At 70.0% G+C, this 17,067-nt stretch carries 17 protein-coding genes; 5 read left to right on the top strand and 12 right to left on the bottom strand.

All coding sequences use genetic code 11. The features are described 5' to 3' along the window. From ABDW35_RS14845 to ABDW35_RS14835, 3 genes are all read left to right on the top strand, one after another. On the top strand, nt 1-469 hold a 469-nt coding region (locus ABDW35_RS14845), incomplete at its 5' end, for a glycoside hydrolase domain-containing protein (RefSeq protein ID WP_343714651.1). A gap of 609 nt (nt 470-1,078) precedes the next feature. Continuing rightward, nucleotides 1,079-3,073 (top strand): N,N-dimethylformamidase beta subunit family domain-containing protein, encoded by a 1,995-nt coding sequence (locus tag ABDW35_RS14840; protein WP_343714653.1) that lies wholly within the window; start codon nt 1,079-1,081, stop codon nt 3,071-3,073. Nucleotides 3,074-3,133: 60 nt separating this feature from the next. Further along, on the top strand, nt 3,134-3,655 hold the full coding sequence (locus ABDW35_RS14835; RefSeq protein WP_343714650.1) for an Lrp/AsnC family transcriptional regulator: 522 nt from the start codon (nt 3,134-3,136) through the stop codon (nt 3,653-3,655). A gap of 20 nt (nt 3,656-3,675) precedes the next feature. Here the strand turns inward: ABDW35_RS14835 and ABDW35_RS14830 are convergent, their stop codons facing one another. Further along, nucleotides 3,676-4,119, bottom strand: a complete 444-nt coding sequence (locus tag ABDW35_RS14830; protein ID WP_343714649.1) for a lipocalin-like domain-containing protein — start codon at nt 4,117-4,119, stop codon at nt 3,676-3,678. A 260-nt stretch (nt 4,120-4,379) separates the two neighbouring features. On the opposite strand from ABDW35_RS14830, the gene ABDW35_RS14825 reads away from it, so the two are divergent. Next, a complete protein-coding gene (locus tag ABDW35_RS14825) occupies nt 4,380-5,342 on the top strand; it encodes an SMP-30/gluconolactonase/LRE family protein (RefSeq protein WP_343714652.1) in 963 nt (320 codons plus the stop codon). Nucleotides 5,343-5,397: 55 nt separating this feature from the next. Then, complete coding sequence (locus tag ABDW35_RS14820) at nt 5,398-5,874, top strand: lipocalin-like domain-containing protein (protein WP_343714648.1); 477 nt, start codon at nt 5,398-5,400, stop codon at nt 5,872-5,874. On the opposite strand, the gene ABDW35_RS14815 is transcribed toward ABDW35_RS14820, so the two are convergent. The 11 genes from ABDW35_RS14815 to ABDW35_RS14765 all read right to left on the bottom strand — a co-directional run. Next, nucleotides 5,875-6,858, bottom strand: a complete 984-nt coding sequence (locus tag ABDW35_RS14815; protein ID WP_343714647.1) for an oligopeptide/dipeptide ABC transporter ATP-binding protein — start codon at nt 6,856-6,858, stop codon at nt 5,875-5,877. It lies immediately after the preceding gene. A gap of 7 nt (nt 6,859-6,865) precedes the next feature. Next, nucleotides 6,866-7,882, bottom strand: coding sequence for an ABC transporter ATP-binding protein (locus ABDW35_RS14810; protein ID WP_343714646.1), 1,017 nt, complete (start codon nt 7,880-7,882; stop codon nt 6,866-6,868). Then, the gene (locus ABDW35_RS14805) at nt 7,882-8,793 is read right to left on the bottom strand and encodes an ABC transporter permease (protein ID WP_343714645.1); all 912 of its coding nucleotides are present in this window, start codon (nt 8,791-8,793) and stop codon (nt 7,882-7,884) included. The genes ABDW35_RS14810 and ABDW35_RS14805 overlap by 1 nt, the downstream gene beginning before the upstream one ends. Then, entirely contained in the window at nt 8,790-9,707 is a 918-nt protein-coding gene (locus tag ABDW35_RS14800; RefSeq protein ID WP_343714644.1) for an ABC transporter permease, read from the bottom strand. The genes ABDW35_RS14805 and ABDW35_RS14800 overlap by 4 nt, the downstream gene beginning before the upstream one ends. Before the next feature lie 19 nt (nt 9,708-9,726). Further along, complete coding sequence (locus tag ABDW35_RS14795; RefSeq protein ID WP_343714643.1) at nt 9,727-11,262, bottom strand: ABC transporter substrate-binding protein; 1,536 nt, start codon at nt 11,260-11,262, stop codon at nt 9,727-9,729. 253 nt (nt 11,263-11,515) lie between these two features. Beyond that, the gene (locus ABDW35_RS14790; protein WP_343714642.1) at nt 11,516-11,914 is read right to left on the bottom strand and encodes a RidA family protein; all 399 of its coding nucleotides are present in this window, start codon (nt 11,912-11,914) and stop codon (nt 11,516-11,518) included. Nucleotides 11,915-11,959: 45 nt separating this feature from the next. Next, entirely contained in the window at nt 11,960-12,988 is a 1,029-nt protein-coding gene (locus ABDW35_RS14785; RefSeq protein WP_343714641.1) for a histone deacetylase family protein, read from the bottom strand. Nucleotides 12,989-13,002: 14 nt separating this feature from the next. Next, entirely contained in the window at nt 13,003-14,394 is a 1,392-nt protein-coding gene (locus ABDW35_RS14780; protein WP_343714640.1) for an aspartate aminotransferase family protein, read from the bottom strand. A 34-nt stretch (nt 14,395-14,428) separates the two neighbouring features. Beyond that, the gene (locus ABDW35_RS14775; protein WP_343714639.1) at nt 14,429-15,241 is read right to left on the bottom strand and encodes an ABC transporter permease; all 813 of its coding nucleotides are present in this window, start codon (nt 15,239-15,241) and stop codon (nt 14,429-14,431) included. Further along, nucleotides 15,241-16,140 carry an ABC transporter permease gene (locus ABDW35_RS14770; RefSeq protein WP_343714638.1) on the bottom strand — a complete coding sequence of 300 codons (900 nt, stop codon included), beginning with the start codon at nt 16,138-16,140 and terminating at the stop codon, nt 15,241-15,243. Before ABDW35_RS14770 ends, ABDW35_RS14775 begins: the two co-directional genes overlap by 1 nt. Next, nucleotides 16,137-17,067 (bottom strand): ABC transporter ATP-binding protein (locus tag ABDW35_RS14765; protein ID WP_343714637.1); only part of this gene is annotated, 931 nt, incomplete at its 5' end. The genes ABDW35_RS14770 and ABDW35_RS14765, both read right to left, overlap by 4 nt.

The following is a 17,067-nucleotide window of genomic DNA, read 5'->3' as shown; positions in this document are numbered from 1 at the left end:
CGACTATGCGGGCGCGCCGTGGCAGACGCAGAGGCGCCTCAAGCAGATCATGGACAGCCAGTACGCCACGCGTCCCGATGGCCTGGCCGGCAATGACGACCTGGGCCAGATGTCCGCCTGGTACATCTTCACCGCGCTGGGCTTCTACCCGGTGACGCCGGCCAGCGACGAGTACGCCATCGGCCGGCCGTTCGTGGCAAAGGCCAGCCTGCACCTGGCGGGCGGCAAGACCTTCACCGTGACGGCCGGCCCGCTGGATGACGCCCACCCCTACGTCGGCGCGGTCACCCTCAACGGCAAGCCGCTGGATCGGGTGTTCCTGCGTCACGGCGAGATCGTCGCCGGCGGCGAGCTGCACTTCACCATGCAGGCCGAGCCCAACCGGGCCTGGGGACAGGCTGCCGGCGACCGGCCGTCGTCGATGAGCGTGGCTACGACCAAGGTCGCGGGGGCTTCGGCCAAGAACTGACGCCCATCCCGCGGCGGGAGGTGGCAATCGCCGGGGTGATTCTGCAAACATGCCGGGCATGTTGCGCTCATCCTGGAAATTGGCGTCGACGCAGCGGCCCTCCATGCGGCACCGCGTCGCCTTGCGCTGGCGCCTGGGCGGCCTGCTGGCCGCGGTGCTGGTCATCGTGGCCCTGCCATACGTGGTCACGCGCTCCGGTGCCAGCGAAGCGATCCAGGCCAACGAGCGCGTCACCCATTCCAGCGAGGTGAAGTCGCTCACCTATCGCATTGCCTATGTCACGCGCGACAGCGAAGCGGCCATCTACCGCCTGATCCACGGCGACCAGGACGCCCAGGTGCGCATGCGCGCCGAACGCGCGGCCCACGAAACGCCGGGCCTGTTGCAGCAGCTGCGCGAGATGACGCGCGACAGTCCGGACCAGCAGGCGCTGATCGGCTCGCTCAGTTCCACCGTCAGTGGCCGCCTCGCCTTGAGTGGCCAGGCCATCATGCGTCATGACCACGGCGATGAAGCCGGCGCCGCCGATGCCATGCGCGACTCCGGTGCGTTGTTCAAGATGGACGATCTGATCGACGGGATCGTGCGCAACGAGAACGGCACTCCCACATCGACCTGCCGGTGCTGGCGGCCCCGCCCGCCAGCTTCACCCTCCACATCCTGGCCTGGCCGACCCGGCCGGCCGGCGGCCCGCAGGCCCTGGCCGGCACCTGGTCGGAGGCGACGCGCCGCGGCTTCGCCCTGTGCCTCGACGATCGGGGCGCCCTGGCCCTCCGGCTCGGCAACGGCGCCGAGGTCGCGGAGTATTCCACCGGCGTGCCCCTGGCCGAGCGGCGCTGGTACCGCCTGGCCGCGACCTTCGATGCGGACTCGGGCACGATCGAGCTGCACCAGATCCCGATCGACGCGCATGGCCTGCATCCGGCCGCCCCGGCCACCGCGCGTCACAGCGCCCGGTTCACGCCGGCCGCCTCCGCCGCGCCCCTCCGCTTCGCCGCCTGGCAGGCGGCCGACGGCGCCGCGGGCGGCCATTTCAACGGCAAGCTCGAACGGCCCCGGCTGGTGCGGCGCGCCCTTCCGCCGACCGAGATCGAGCGGCTGTCCGACGAGGCGGCGTGCCGGGCGCTGGGCGACGACGTCCTGGGCGCCTGGGACTTCTCGTGGCACATCGGGTCGGACCATGTGATCGACCTGTCGCCGCACCGGATGCACGGCCGCACCGTGAACCTGCCGATGCGCGGCGCCACCGGCCATGACTGGGACGGGACGGAGCGGAGCTGGGCCCGCGCGCCGGAGCAGTATGGGGCGATCCACTTCCACGACGACGACATCGACCATGCCGGCTGGGCGCCGGACGTCACCCTGCGCATTCCTGACGGCCTGCGCAGCGGGGTCTATGCCGCCCGGCTGCGCGGCGGCGGCTGCGAGACGCATGTGCCCTTCTTCGTCCGCCCGCCCGCCGGCAAGGCCACGGCCCCGGTGGCGTTCCTGGCCCCGACCGCCTCCTACACCGTCTACTGCAACAACCGGGCCCGCTTCTTCAGTGCCGGGACCGAGATGCTGCGCGGCCAGCTGCTGGACATCGACGCCACCGACCTGCTGCTGCTGCACCATCCGCTGGGCCTGTCGACCTATTGCAGCCACAGCGACGGCAGCAGCGTGTGCTTCGGCACCCGCCTCCGGCCCACCACCAACTTCCGGCCGAAGGGCCGGCTGTGGAACTTCAGCACCGACCTGTTCGTGATCGACTGGCTGGAACAGACGGGCTGCGGCTACGACGTCATCACCGACGAGGACCTGCATCGCGAAGGGGCGGCGCTGCTGCAGCGCTACCGGGCCGTGGTCACCGGATCCCACCCGGAATACGCGTCGCTGGAGATGCTGGACGGGCTCGAGACCTACCTGAAGACCGGCGGCCGGCTGATTTATCTCGGCGGCAACGGCTTCTACTGGCGGATCTCCTACCAGCCCGGGCGGCCGGGCGTGATCGAGATCCGCCGCGCCGAGGACGGCACCCGGCCTTCGACCGCCGCGCCGGGCGAATACCACCACGCCTTCACCGGCGAGCATGGCGGGCTGTGGAGCCGCCAGGGTCGACCGCCCAATGCCATCGCCGGCGTCGGCTTCATCGCCCAGGGCTTCGACGCGTCATCCTATTACCGCCGCCAGCCGGGCAGCTTCGACCCGCGGGCCGCCTTCATCTTCGACGGCGTGGAGGAGGAGATCCTGGGCGATTTCGGCCATCTCGGCGGCGGCGCCGCGGGGGACGAGTTGGACAGCTTCAGCACCGCCGCGGGATCGCCGCCGCACGCGCTCGTGCTGGCGTCGTCGGAGCGGCACTCGAACACCTACCACCTGGCCAACGACGCCATCGTGACGCCGACAGGCGCGATCGGCGCCCTGCACAGCCCGCAGATCCGGGCGGACATGGTGTTCTTCGAGTGTCCGAACGGCGGCGCCGTGTTCTCGACGGGGTCGATCGCCTATGTCGGCAGCCTGTCCCACAACGGCTACGACAACGCCATCGCCCGGCTGACCGGTAACGTGCTGAAGCGCTTCCTGGAGCCGACGCCGTTCGCCATGCCGGAGGCGGCTGCAGGGTGAGCGTGCCGTTGCGCCCTTCGCAGCGAAGCCGCTAAGATTCTGCGTTTTCGCCAATCACCGATGGGAACCGCAGTGCTGGCCTTGGACGAGATCGACGTCGGGATCATGGATTACCTGTACAACGACGCGCGGGCCCCTGCGAAGGCGATCGCCGAAGCCCTGAACATGCCGGAATCGACCGTCCGCAACCGGATGGCGAAGCTGGTCAGCTCCAACGTCATCGAATTCATCGCCCTGACGAATCCGCTGAACCTGGGCCACAACGTCTGGGTGATGATGGAGATCGAGGTGATGACCCGCCGGATCCGGCAGGTCGCGAAGGAGCTCTCGGCCATTCCCGAGGTCTATTTCGTCTACATCACCACCGGCAGCTTCGACATCTTCGCGGGCGCCACCTTCTCGAACAACACCGAGCTGGTCGACTTCGTGACCAACCGGCTGTCCCAGGTGGACGGCATCGTCCGGGTCAACACCCGGACGATCCTCGAGGTCCACAAGCGCATGTTCAAGTTCCGGCCGCACGCCTCGGTGATGAAGGCCGCCCGGGCATCACGGAAGACCCCAGCGGCCAAGGAGGACTGAGCGCCGGCGACCGGCCGCGCTCAGCGCACCCGGTCCCACAGCAGGGTCGAGATGGCGACACGGCCGTCGCGCGGGTTCCGGTCCGGCCCGGCGATGATCGTCAGCGTGTCGCCGTCGACCACGAAGCGACGCCGCTGGTCGGTCTTTGCCCACAGCTCGTTCCACGACACCTCGATGTGATGGATGACGTGGTCGCCGTCGATGCTGTAGCGCCCGGCATAGGCCGTCAGGCCGCGGAACAGACCGACCGCTTCGGCATCCGTCACCAGCACCTGCGCCGGCGGCCTGCGGTCGCCCGGTACGGCGATGATCGAGAACTGCCCGTCCGCCGTGTAGGTCAGGAGCCCGCCCGGATGCGGGCCGCGCGGCTCCGCCGTCTCGCCGGTCTCGACCGTTTGCTGGACATGCGACCGCAGCCGCCAGGTGGCCACGAGCGGCGACGCCGCAGAGCCTGTCTCGGACAAGAGAGCCCTCCCTCTTCGTTCTAAGCCGCACCCTCCGCCCGCGATCCGGGATCGGCGCGATGTTCCGGTTCCGATTGCCAGATTTGCCGTATCGGTGATATTGGTCAATTCATATTGCTCTTTCCTCCAAAAAATCCATAAATCTATGCGTTAAGCTTGAAACGAGGCATCCGTATCAACGGATTCCGCACAGGGAGGTCATCATGACGATGTCGAGACGGACCGTTCTGGGCAATGGCGCCGCGTGGGCGGCGATGGGCATGGCCGGTCCTGCCTGGGCCGAATTCCAACCCAGCCCGCGCTATCCCGATCCGGCCGTCCGGGCGCTGGATCCGAGCTTCGAGAAAACCATTGTCTTCTTCGCCGCGGTGGAGCAGATCGCGACCGGCGGCACCCGCTACACCGAGGGGCCGGTCTGGTTCGGCGACGGCCGCTACCTGCTGTGGAGCGACATCCCCAACAACCGCATGCTGAAATGGGATGAGGAGACGGGGGCCGTCAGCGTCTTCCGCGCGCCGTCGAACTTCGCCAACGGCAACACCCGCGACCGGCAGGGGCGCCTGGTCACCGCCGAGCACGGGCGCCGCGTCACCCGCACCGAGCATGACGGCACGATCACGGTGCTGATCGACACATTCGACGGCAAGCGCCTGAACTCGCCCAACGACGTCGTCGTCGCCTCCGACGATTCGATCTGGTTCACCGACCCGCCCTTCGGCATCGGCGGCAACTATTCGGGCAACAAGGCCGAGGCGGAGCTGCCCAACAACGTCTACCGCCTCGACCCCCGCACCGGCGCGGCGACGGTCGTGGCGGGCGACGTCACCGCGCCGAACGGCCTGTGCTTCTCGCCGGACGAGAAGATCCTCTACGTCGTCGATTCCTTCTCCAAGCCCGTCAGTATTCGCGCCTATGACGTGACCGGGAACGGCACGACGCTTTCCAATGGCCGGATCTTCTTCAGCTGCGAGCCGGGCGAGGCGCCGGACGGCATCCGCTGCGATGTCGACGGCAACGTCTGGTGCGCCTATGGCGCCGTCAAGGAGGGCATCGACGGGGTGCTGGTGCTGTCGCCCGCGGGCAAGCGCATCGGCCACATCGCCCTGCCCGAGCGCCCGGCCAATCTGTGCTTCGGCGGCCCCAAGCGGAACCGGCTGTTCATGACCACCGGCCGCGCGGTCTATTCGCTCTACGTGAACACCCAGGGCGCGCCGGGCGGCTGAAGGCCCCGCCCGCCCCTCCCTCATCATCATCCGCGAATCGCAGTCAGGAACCGCCATGGCCACCGACACTCCATCTCCAGACCCGGCCCGGGACGCGGCCGCCGCCCTGGTCTCGACCTGGCGGCTGGTCGGCCATCTGCAGGAACTGGTCGAGACCGGGGAGAAGAGTCATCCGCGCGGCCCGAACCCGCAGGGGTTCCTGACCTACACTGCGGATGGCCGCTTCAACGTCTTCAACCTGCCGCGCGACCGGCCGAAGCCGAAAGGCCTGGCCCCGACCGACGAGGAGGCGCTGGCCCTGTTCCGCGGTCTCACCGCCTATGCCGGCCGCTACAGCGTGGCCGGCGGCACGGTGATCCATCACGTCGACATCTCCTGGAACGAGACCTGGACCGGCACGGACCAGGAGCGGCGCTTCACCCTGGACGGCGACACGCTGACCATCGTGAACGGCCCGATCTTCAGCCCTTGGGACGGCAAGCGGATCATCGCCACCATGACCTGGCAGCGGGTCCGCCCCGGCGAACGCTGACTACCCCGCCGCCCGCCGGCGTTCTGCGGGCGGCGGCATCTCCAGCGGGTGATGGCAGGCGACGGCGCGGCCGCCCCCTGCCACCACCAGGGCCGGCACCGACCGGCCGCACAGCTCGCTTCGGCGGGTGCAGCGCGGATGGAAGGCGCAGCCGGGCGGCGGCGCCGTCGGGCTGGGCAGCTCTCCCGTCATGCCCGCCGGCAGGGACGCGCCCGGCTCGGGGCGCAGCACGGCACGCAGCAATTCGCGGGTATAGGGATGGCGCGGAGCGGCGAAGATGTCGTCTGTCGGCGCCAGCTCCACGATCTGGCCGAGATGCATCACCGCCACCCGGTCGGCCAGGTGGCTGACCACGGCCAGGTTGTGCGTGATCAGGACGATGGTCAGCTTCAGCGTCCGGTGCAGCTCCGCGATCAGGTTCAGGATCTGCGCCTGCACCGAGACGTCGAGGGCCGAGGTCGGCTCATCGCAGACCAGGACCCGCGGCTCGCCGATCAGGGCGCGGGCGATGGCGACGCGCTGGCGCTGGCCGCCCGACAGCTGCATCGGATAGGCGACCGACAGGTCGCGCGCCAGCCCCACCGCATCCATCAGGCGATGCGCCGCGGCCAGGCGCGACGCGGCCGTGCCCTCGCCGCGGACGGCCAGCGGGGCGGCAATGATCGCCCCCACCGTCATCCGCGGGTTGAGCGAGGAGTACGGGTCCTGAAACACCGGCTGGATCAGGCGCGCCCGTTCGATCCGCGAATACTCGGCGACCGGCCGCCCGCCGATCGCGATCCGGCCGGCGGTCGGCGCCTCGATGCCCAGGATCAGCCGGGCCAGCGTGCTCTTGCCGCAGCCGGATTCGCCGACCAGCCCGATGATCTCGCCATCCGCGATGGCGAGGTCGATGCCGCGCACGGCCTGCAGCGTGCCCGTCCGGCGGAAGCCCTTGCGCAGCCCGTAGCTGCGGGCGACGCCCTCGATCTCGACCAGGGTCATGGCGCTCTCATGCGACAACGGAAACGGGGGCCGCCCAGGCGTCCGTCGCGCGGCCGCTGCCGTCCGGCGGCAGGACGCACCGGACCATGCGGCCGTCGGGCGCGCCGCGCGCCGGCACCAGGGCCGCGCCGCACTCGGCCAGGGCATAGGGGCAGCGCGGGCGGAAGCCGCAGCCGGCGCGGCCCGCGAGCGGGATCGGCACCACGCCGGGGATGTATCCGAGCGCCTCGCGCCGGCCGGTCTTTCCCGGCAGGGGAATCGAGCGGAGCAGCCCTTCGGTGTAGGGGTGGCGCGGCCGGCCGATCACGGCGCCCGTGGTCCCGGTCTCGACCACCTCGCCGCCATACATGACAGCGATGCGGTCGGCGATGCCGGCGACCACGCCGAGGTCGTGGGTGATGACGACCAGCCCGACCCCGGTCTCGCGCTGGACCGAGACCAGCAGCCGCAGGATCTGCGCCTGGATCGTGGCATCCAGCGCCGTCGTCGGCTCGTCGGCGATGATCAGCTCGGGCTCGCAGGCCAGGGCCGTGGCGATCATCACCCGCTGGCGCAGCCCGCCCGACAGCTGGTGCGGGTATTGGCGCAGCCGCTCCTCCGGCGTCGCGATTCCGACCTTGTCCAGCATCGCTGCCAGACGCTCCGGCCGCGCCGCCTCGGGACGGTGCGGGCGCACGATCTCCGCCATCTGGTCGCCGATCCGGTAGCAGGGATCGAAGGCGGTCATCGGGTTCTGGAAGATCATGGCGATGCGGCCGCCGCGGACCCGCCGCCACTGCCGGCCGCTCAGGCCCAGCAGCGACTGGCCCGACAGCGTCATCCGGTCCGCCGTCAGGCGCATGGCGCGCGGCAGCAGCCCCATGACGGCGAGGGCGGTCAGGCTCTTGCCGCATCCCGACTCCCCGACGATCGCCAGGGTCTCGCCCTCGGACACCGTCAGGTCGACGCCGCGCACCGGCCGCAGCATGGCGCCGGGCGCGGGGACCTCCAGCCTCAGGTTCCGGACCTCGAGCAGCGGCGTCATCAGGCCCGTCCTTCCGGCGCGGTCACGTCGCGCAGCGCGTCGCCCAGCAGGTTGACCGACAGGATCAGCAGAACCAGCGCCGCGCCCGGGATGGCGATTAGCCATGGGCGGAACAGGAACTGGCTCTTCGCATCCGCGACCATCAGGCCCCAGGAGGTCAGGGGCGGCTGGATGCCCAGGCCGAGGAAGGTCAACGTCGCCTCCATCAGGATGGCGCGGGCCAGCTCGATCGTGCCGATGACGATCAGCGGGCCCATGATGTTGGGGAGGATCTCGCGCAGCAGGATGCGCGGCGTGGAGCTGCCGATGGCCCGGGCCGCAATGACGAATTCCTGCCCCACGATCTGCTGCGTCGCCGTGCGGGTGACGATCACCAGCCGGTCCCACAAGAGCCCGCCGATGACGATGACCAGCAGCGGCAGCGACTGGCCCAGCACGGACACGGCGACCAGCGCCACCAGCACGACCGGCAGCGTCAGCCGCACGGTCAGGAGGAAGGTCACGGCGTGGTCGACGGCCCCACCCCAGTAGCCGGCGGCGACGCCGAGCGTCGCCCCGATCAGGATCGAGGTGACGATGGTGGCGAAGCCGACCAGCAGCGAGATCCGCCCGCCATAGAGGAGCAGCGCGAGGGTGTCGCGGCCCAACTGGTCGGTGCCGAGCGGATGGTCCCAGCCGCCGGCGGCGGCCCAGACCGGCGGCACCAGCCGGCGCGACAGGTCCTGCATCCCCGGATCGTACGGCGTCAGCAGCGGCGCCCCGAGCGCCGCGAGGACGAAGACCAGCAGGATGATGCCGCCGACCCAGGCGCCGGGGTGGCGGACGGCCCGCCGCAGCGCCACCCGGCCGGGCGACAGCGGGGCGACGGATGCGGGCGCCGGCGCGGCCCCGGCGGTGGCGGCGATGCTCATCGGCTGCGGATCCTCGGGTCCAGGGCGGCGTTGAGCAGGTCGGCCGCGAGCGTCAGCACGGCATAGGTGCAGGCGATGACCAACAGGATCGCCTGGATCACCTCGATGTCGTAGCGGCGGATCGACAGCCAGGCGAGGTTGCCGATGCCGTTCATCGAGAACACGGATTCGACCACCACCGACCCGCCCAGCATGTAGCCGAACTGCACCGCCGCCAGCGACACGACCGGAATGACGGCATGGCGCAGCGCATGGCGCAGCACCACCCGCCAGGCCGGCAGGCCATAGGCCCGGACCGTCCGGACATGGTCGGACTGCAGCACGTCGAGCATGCCCGACCGCGTCAGCCGCATGATCGCCGGCGCCGCATAGTAGCCGAGCGCGACCGACGGCAGGATGTAGTGCGCCCAGGACGCGCTGCCGGAGACGGGCAGCCAGCGCAGGGCGACGCCGAAGCCGTAGATCAGGGCCAGGGCCGACAGGAAGGACGGCATCGCCTGCCCGGCGACGGCGAGGACCAGGGCGGCGCGGTCGACCAATGTGTTCGGCCGCAGCGCCGCGATGACGCCGAGCGGCACCGCGACCAGCAGGGCGAACAGGAGCGACAGGATGCCGAGCAACGCCGTGACCGGGAGATGCCGCGCTAGCACCGGCCCGACATTCTCCTTCAGGTAGGTGGAGCGGCCGAGATCGCCGTCGAGGACCTTGCCCGCCCAGGCCAGGAACTGCTCGTGGAACGGCCGGTCGAAGCCGTAGAGCCTGCGGATCTGGTCGATCTCGGCCGCCGAGGCCTTCTCGCCCGCGATCGCCACCGCCGGGTCGCCCGACAGGTGGACCAGGGAGAAGGAGATCACCGCCGTCACCACGATCACCAGGGCCGTGACCGCCAGGCGCCGGATCAGGAAGCCGCCCATGCCTGCGCCTCCGTCCCCGTCATTTCCATTTCGCGAGGTAGAAATGGGCGATCTCGTCCGGTGTCACCGGGTAGTCGAGCGCCGGGTTGAAGGCATAGGCGCGGCCATAGGCGAAGAGCGGCACGGTGTAGGCCTGGTCGTTGATCTTCTCCAGGGCCTTGGCATAGAGGTCCTTGCGCTTGGCCGGGTCCATCGAGGTGTCCGCTGCCTGCAGCCAGCCCTCGACCTCCGGGTCGCGGGCATAGTCGTCGACGCCGCCGCGGAAATAGAGGCTGACCGAGGCGGAGGCGTCCTGCATGCCCTGGGATCCCCAGGTCAGCTGCGCCATCTGGGTCTTGCCGTCGATGATCAGCGGCCGCAGGGCCACGTTCTGGATGAAGCGGAAATCGGGGCGGATGCCGACGGCGCGCAGATAGGCCAGCACCGCCTCGGAATAGGGCCGGTCGCGATAGGCGTAGAAGGGAATGTCGAGGCCGTTGGGATAGCCGGCCTCCGCCAGCAGGGCCTTGGCCTTCTCCGGGTCGTAGGGCCATTGCATCACGTCGGCGGTGCAGCCGACCTGGGTCGGATAGCACATCGACTTCAGCACCTCGGCCGAGTTGCCGACCAGCCTGGCGATCGCGTCCCGGTCGATCGCATGGAAGATCGCTCGCCGCACCCGCACATCCTTCAGGGGCGTGTCGCCGGACCGGCCGGCCGCGTCGAGCGACAGGAACGACATGCGTGTCGTCGGCGCCGTCTTGACAGCCACCGTGCCCATATCCGCGAGCTGCGCCGCGTTCTCCGGCGGCACGCCCCAGATCCAGTCGACGCCCCCGGTCAGCAGCTCCGCCAACTGGGCTTCGTTGTCGGCGATGGTGCGGTAGACGATCCTGCCGATCGCCGGCCGCCCCTTCGGGCTGTCGGGGAAGTAGTCCGGGTTCCGGGTGAAGGTCGCGGACACCCCGGCCTGGAAATCGGTCATCACATAGGGGCCGGTGCAGACCGGGCGGACAGCCCCCCAATCGCTTCGGGACTGGCCGGCGGCGTTGGTGACGGTCGGCGCCTTGTCGTAATGCCCGGAGGGATAGATCGGCGTGTTGCCGGACAGGAACTCCAGCGCCGCCGGGGTCGGGGCCTTGGCGACGATGCGCACGGTGTGCGGGCCCAGCGCCTCCACGCTCTTCATCCAGTCGATCGCCAGCCGCACATTGATGCCGCTGTCCGGCTTCATCACATGGCGGAAGGTCTCGACCACATCCTCGGCATCCAGCGCCGTGCCGTCATGGAACTTGACGCCCTGGCGCAGCTCGAGATCGAGCGTGACGTCGTCCTTCCATTGGTAGGACGTGGCCAGGAGCGGCTTGTATTCGCCCGAGAACGGGTCGTGATAGATCAAGGAATCGCAGTTCAGCAGGGTCGCGATCACGACCTCCCGCAGCCCCTGGTAATAGATATCGAAGGTGTCGATCTCGGTGGCGGTGGCCCAGGTCAGCGTGTCGTCATCCTTCCCGGCCTGAGCCTGGGACGAAATCCCGGCCATGGCCAGAAGACCGCAGACAAGGGCTGCCAGCATGCGCCCTGGCATCTCTTCCTCCCCATTCTTGTTTTCGGCGGATCGTCCGGCCCGCCCGCGCGTCTTCGGAGCGACCCGCCGCCGCTGCCTCCTTCACGGAAGTCAGGCTGGACGGGCCGCCCCGAAGCGCCGCTCCCCAACACCGGACGATCGTCCGGCGCCGAGGGTCATGATTTGACGATCCCTCCTATTGTGTCAAACATCTTTGCTCTTTCAGCAAAAAATAATGATCAATTTGGCTGACACGAGATAATCAAGCTCCGGCCTTGGCGGCTACGGCATCCACCTCGACCAGCCAGCCGGGGTCGGCCAGGCCGGAGACGACGACCGCGGTCGTGGCCGGTGGCGAGCCCGCGAAGTGCCGGTTGCGGATGCCGGCATAGGTCACGATGTCCTCGGCCGCCAGGCAGTAGGCGTTGATCTTGACGATGTCGCCGAAGCCCATGCCGGCATCGGCCAGGATGGCCCGGATATTGGCCATGATCTGTTCGACCTGCCCTTCCAGGTCCGGGGCGATCGTCCCGTCCGGCCGGGTGCCGACCTGGCCGGCGATGTAGAGATGACGGCTGCCGGCCGGCACCGCGACCGCATGGGCATAGAGGTTCCGCGCGGGGGCGGCGATCGCCGCCGGGTTGTGCCGCGTGTTGGTCACTGTGGTCTTCCTTCCGCAATCCGGTCGATGTGTCTCGATCGCGCCTCAGAGCCCCGCCGCGCCGAGGCCGCGGAGAAAGGCTTCGAGGCTGGGCCCGAGCTCGGTCGAGAGATAGCCGCCTTCCTGCACGATCACGGTCGGCAGCGACATCCGGCCAACCGCCTGCCCCATCCGGGCGAAGCCGTCGCGGCTGACCTGCATGCAGGCGAAGGGATCCGCCGGCGACGCGTCGAGCCCCAGCGCCACCACCAGAAGGTCGGGCGCGAAGCGGCGCGTCGCCGCGATGCCGGTGTCGACCGCGGCGAGATAGGCGTCGTCCCCGCTCAGCAACGGCACCGGCAGGTTCAGGTTGAAGCCTTCGCCCGCCCCGCTCCCCGTCTCGTCGGCATAGCCGGCATAGAAGGGATAGAGATGGGCCGGATCGCCATGGATCGAGACCGTCAGCACGTCGCTCCGGCCGTAGAACATGGTCTGCGTGCCGTTGCCGTGATGGACGTCGAGGTCCAGGATCGCGACACGGCGCCCCGTGATGGTGGCGAGATGCGCGGCGACCGCGGTGTTGTTGAGGTAGCAGAAGCCCCCGGCCTTGTCGGCATAGGCATGGTGGCCGGGCGGGCGGCACAGGGCATAGGCCACCGGGTCGCCGGCGAGGACGCGTGCGGTGGCGTCGGCCGCCGTGTTGGCGCTGGCGCGCACCGCCTCCCACGTCCCTTCGACCAGCACGCAGCCGGCATCGGCCTGGTAGATTCCGGCGCGGCCGATCAGGTCCTCCGGCATCCGCCGCATATGCTCGTTCGGATGCAGGCTGGCGCGCAGCTCGGGCCCCGTGCCGGGGATGCGGCGCCAGGCGTCGAAGGCGGTCTGCAGGAAGTCGAGATACCCGGCGTCATGCGTGGCGCGGATCGCGTCATCGCCATGGTCCGGCGGGGCCGTCACCGCGACGCCCAGGCGGTCCAGCGCCTCCAGCAGCGCCGCGACGCGTTCCGGCAGCTCCAGGCTGGGCTTGAGCACGCCGCCGGTCAGGCGGGTCAGCGGCCGGTGCAGCAGCTGCCGGGGATCATAGATCGCAAGCATGGTCCGGGATCCGTTCAGGCCGCCGCATCGAGCTCGCCGCCGCCGGCGAGATACGCCGCGAGGCTGCCGTCGAGCGCCGCGTGGAAGCGGTCCAGGGCGGCGTCGACCTGTGCGTCGTCGATGATCAGCGGCGGCGCGAAGACCACGGCATCGCCCAGGGCCCGTACCACCAGCCCGTTCTCGAAGGCGCGCTGCTGGACATCGGCCGGCATCTTCCGGTTGGCCGGGAAAGGCTGGCGCGAGCGCTTGGACCGCACCAGCTCCACCCCCCACATCAGGCCGATGCCGCGGACCTCGCCCACCAGGGGATGGTCGCTCAGCCGCCGCAGTCCCGCCCCAAGCCGGGCACCGACGCGGGCGGCGTGGTCGATCAGCCCGTCCTCTTCATAGATGCGCAGGGCCTCCAGCGCCACGGCGCAGGCCACCGGATGGGCGCCATAGGTGTAGCCATGGCCGAACACGCCGATTTTCGCGCTCTGCTCCCGCATCGCCGCATAGATCCGGTCGGAGACCAGCAGCGCCGACAGCGGCATGTAGGCGGCGGTCAGCGCCTTGGCGCAGGTGATCATGTCGGGCTGGATGTCGAGCGACTGCGTGCCCCACCAGGCGCCGGTGCGGCCGAAGCCGGTGATCACCTCGTCCACCACCAGCAGGACGTCGTGCCGGCGCAGCACCTCCTGCACCTTGGCGAAGTATGTCGCGGGCGGCACCACCACGCCGCCCGTCCCCATCACCGGCTCGGCGAAGAACGCGGCCACCGTCTCCGGCCCTTCGGCCAGGATCAGCGCCTCCAGCTCCTCGGCCAGGCGGGTGGCGAAGGCCTCCTCCGTTTCCCCCGGCCGCGCCTCGCGGTAGTGATGCGGGCAGGAGACGTGCAGGAACCCGTCCAGCGGCAGGTTGAAGTCGCGATGCAGATGCGGCAGGCCGGTCAGGCTGGCGGTCGCGATCGAGGTGCCGTGATAGGCCCGGCGCCGGCCGATGATCTTCCGCTTCTCCGGCCGGCCAAGCGCGTGGAAATAGTACCAGGCCAGCTTGATCGCGGTGTCGTTGGCCTCCGAGCCCGAGCTCTGGAACAGCACCTTCGACATCGGCACCGGGGCCAGCTGGATCAGCCGCTCGGCCAGGTCGACCGCGGGACCGGTCGAGCGGTGGGCGAAGTTCTGGTAGTAGGGCAACGTCTCGAACTGCTTCTGCGCCGCCCGGGCCAGCCGCGTCTCGCTGAGGCCCAGCGCCGCGCACCACAGGCCGGCCATGCCTTCGATATATTGCCGGCCGTCATCGTCATAGACATAGGCCCCCTCCCCGCGCGCCATCACCGTCGGCCCCACCTGCTCGTGCAGCGCGAGATTGGTCTGCGGGTGGATGTGATAGGCCACATCCCGGACGCGGAGCGAATTCGAGGTCATGTTCCCTTCCTTTCCGGGCCTCGCGGGCCCGTTCTCAATGGCGGCCCCGGGCCTGCAGGATCTGGGCCGCGACCAGCACCAGGATCGACAGCGCGACGAGGAGCGAGGAGATGGCGGCGACCGTCGGGTCGACCTGGTCGCGGATGTTGGCGAACATCCGCTTGGTCAGGGTCGAGGACGTGCCGCTGCTGATGAACAGGGCCACCACCACCTCGTCGAAGGAGGTGACGAAGGCGAACAGCATGCCCGACAGCACCGGGATCCGGATCTGCGGCAGCGTCACGGTGAAGAAGGCCCGGGGGCGCGACGCGCCGAGGCTGCGCGCCACCCGCTCCTGGTTCATGTCGAAAGTCTTGAGGCCGTTGCCGACGGCGATGATCACGAACGGGATTGCCAGCACGGTGTGTGCCAGGACCAGCCCGGTCAGGGTGTTGTTCAGGCCGAGCCGGGCATAGACGAAGAACGCGCCGACCGCGACCAGGATCAGGGGCACCAGCATCGGCAGCATCAGGACGCCGCGCACGAGGCCGCCGAACACGCCCCGGGCCGCGTGCAGCCCGTAGGCGGCAAGGGTGCCGAGCCCGGTCGCGAACACGGTCGTCAGCACCGCGACCTTGAGCGAGACGACCGTGGCGGCGCGCCATTCCGGCGAGGAGACATAGGCGTCGTACCAGCGGAGGCTCCACACCCGCGGCGGGAATTCCAGGTACTGCGAATCCGAGAAGGACATCGGGACCACGATCAGGCAGGGCACCACCAGGAAGACCAGGACCAGGCCGGCCAGGGCGTAGAGCCAGAGCCGGCCCCCATGGGTGATCTGCGTCGCGGATGCGGGACGGCCGAGCATCACTCCCCTCCCTCCACCCCGGGCACGCGGAGCAGCCGGCGCAGGCCCAGCAGCACGATGGCGGTGATAGCGAGCAGCACGACGCCCAGCGCGCTGGCGGCCCCCCAATTGCCGAACAGGGCGATGTTGTCGGCGATCTGCATCGACCACATCGCCACCTTGCCGCCGCCCAGCAGTGCCGGCGTCAGATAGAAGCCGAGGCACAGCACGAAGGTCAGGCCCACCCCCGCCGCCAGCCCCGGCATCGACAGCGGCAGGAACACCTGGCGGAAGGCGCGGGACGGCGACGCCCCGCAATTCGCCGCGGCCAGCAGCAGCGCCGGGTCGATCGTCTTCATCGAGGCATAGAGCGGCAGGATCAGGAAGGGCAGCATCACATGGACCATGCCGATCACCGTCCCCAGCATGTTGTGCACCAGCTCCAGCGGCTGGCCGATGATGCCGAGTCCGAGCAGCCAGGAATTGATCACGCCCTCGCGCTGCAGCAGCACCAGCCAGGCATAGGTGCGGACCAGGACGGAGGTCCAGAACGGCAGGACGATGAACAGCAGCAGCACCTGCGCGATCCGCGGCGGGACCTGGACCAGGAGATAGGCGACGGGATAGCCGAGGACGACGCAGCAGGCGGTGACGATGCCGGCGATCTCGAAGGTGGTGACGAAGCCGCGGACATAGGCCGGGCGCAGCAGCCGCGCATAGTTGGCGACGGTCGGGTCCCCGGCCGCGTCGAAGCCGGACAGCCAGACCAGCCAGCCGAGCGGCAGCAGCAGCACCAGGGCGACCAGGATCAGGGCGGGCAGGCTGAGCAGGCCGAGACCCAGCCGCTGCCGCCACGCCGCCCCGCGCAGCAGGCCGTGGTTCAGCCCGGCCGGCGCCAGGCCGTGCGGGATGCTGGTCATGCGGCGGCGTCCCCGACCAGCGTCGTCGCGGCCGGATCGAGCCAGAGGCGCAGCGCGTCGCCGGCCCGCGGCAGGGCCACCCCGCCGCCGCCGGAATGGCGGACCGCGATCTCGCCCTCCTCCGGCAGCCGCACCGAGACCAGGTGGCTGTCGCCCTGGTAGGAGACGTCGACCACCGTGCCGTCGATGCGGTTGTCCCGCGCGTCGGACCCCGCCCAGCGCAGCCGCTCGGGCCGGACCACCAGCCAGGCTCGGGCCGCGCCCGGCGGCGGGGATGCGGCGGTCCTGAGCGGCCGCCCCTGCAGCCGGAAGCCGTCCGCCGTGCGCTCCACCGGTAGGAAGCCGGTATCGCCCATGAAGCCGGCGACGAACCGGTCGGTCGGCCGGTCGTAGATCGCCTCGGGCGTGCCCAGCTGGACCAGCCGCCCGCGGTTGAGCACGGCGATCCGGTCCGACATCGTCAGCGCCTCGCGCTGGTCGTGGGTGACATAGACGGTGGTCATGCCCAGGCGGCGGTGCAGCCGCTTCAGCTCGACCTGCATATGCTCGCGCAGGTTCTTGTCGAGGGCGGACAGCGGCTCGTCCATCAGCAGCAGGCGGGGCTCGAACACGATGGCGCGGGCCAGCGCGACGCGCTGCTTCTGCCCGCCGGACAGCTCATGGATGCCGCGCCCGCCCAGATGGTCCATCTGCACCGTCGCCAGCGCGTCCCTCACCCGGCCGGTCAGCGCCCCACGGCCGACGCCGCGCAGGCGCAACGGATAGGCGACGTTGTCGAACACCGTCATGTGCGGGAACAGGGCATAGTTCTGGAACACCATGCCGAGGTCGCGCTTGTGCGGCGGCCGGGTCAGGAACTCGACGCCGTCGACCAGGATGCTGCCGCTGTCGGGCCGGACGAAGCCGGCCAGCACGTTCAGCAGCGTG

The sequence above is a fragment of the Inquilinus sp. genome, from assembly GCF_039594555.1.
In the GTDB taxonomy this organism is placed as follows: domain Bacteria; phylum Pseudomonadota; class Alphaproteobacteria; order DSM-16000; family Inquilinaceae; genus Inquilinus.
The sequence above is the reverse complement of the archived record's forward strand: the minus strand, read 5'-3'. Positions and strand labels throughout refer to the sequence as shown.

Excerpts from the sequence above, each read along its gene's own strand:
- ABDW35_RS14825 (WP_343714652.1), top strand. The coding sequence starts at position 4,380 with ATGGCCGGTCCTGCCTGGGCCGAATTCCAACCCAGCCCGCGCTATCCC.
- ABDW35_RS14820 (WP_343714648.1), top strand. The coding sequence starts at position 5,398 with ATGGCCACCGACACTCCATCTCCAGACCCGGCCCGGGACGCGGCCGCC.
- ABDW35_RS14770 (WP_343714638.1), bottom strand. The coding sequence starts at position 16,140 with ATGACCAGCATCCCGCACGGCCTGGCGCCGGCCGGGCTGAACCACGGC.
- ABDW35_RS14795 (WP_343714643.1), bottom strand. The coding sequence starts at position 11,262 with ATGCTGGCAGCCCTTGTCTGCGGTCTTCTGGCCATGGCCGGGATTTCG.
- ABDW35_RS14805 (WP_343714645.1), bottom strand. The coding sequence starts at position 8,793 with ATGAGCATCGCCGCCACCGCCGGGGCCGCGCCGGCGCCCGCATCCGTC.
- ABDW35_RS14810 (WP_343714646.1), bottom strand. The coding sequence starts at position 7,882 with ATGACGCCGCTGCTCGAGGTCCGGAACCTGAGGCTGGAGGTCCCCGCG.
- ABDW35_RS14835 (WP_343714650.1), top strand. The coding sequence starts at position 3,134 with ATGGGAACCGCAGTGCTGGCCTTGGACGAGATCGACGTCGGGATCATG.
- ABDW35_RS14815 (WP_343714647.1), bottom strand. The coding sequence starts at position 6,858 with ATGACCCTGGTCGAGATCGAGGGCGTCGCCCGCAGCTACGGGCTGCGC.
- ABDW35_RS14780 (WP_343714640.1), bottom strand. The coding sequence starts at position 14,394 with ATGACCTCGAATTCGCTCCGCGTCCGGGATGTGGCCTATCACATCCAC.
- ABDW35_RS14800 (WP_343714644.1), bottom strand. The coding sequence starts at position 9,707 with ATGGGCGGCTTCCTGATCCGGCGCCTGGCGGTCACGGCCCTGGTGATC.
- ABDW35_RS14775 (WP_343714639.1), bottom strand. The coding sequence starts at position 15,241 with ATGCTCGGCCGTCCCGCATCCGCGACGCAGATCACCCATGGGGGCCGG.
- ABDW35_RS14785 (WP_343714641.1), bottom strand. The coding sequence starts at position 12,988 with ATGCTTGCGATCTATGATCCCCGGCAGCTGCTGCACCGGCCGCTGACC.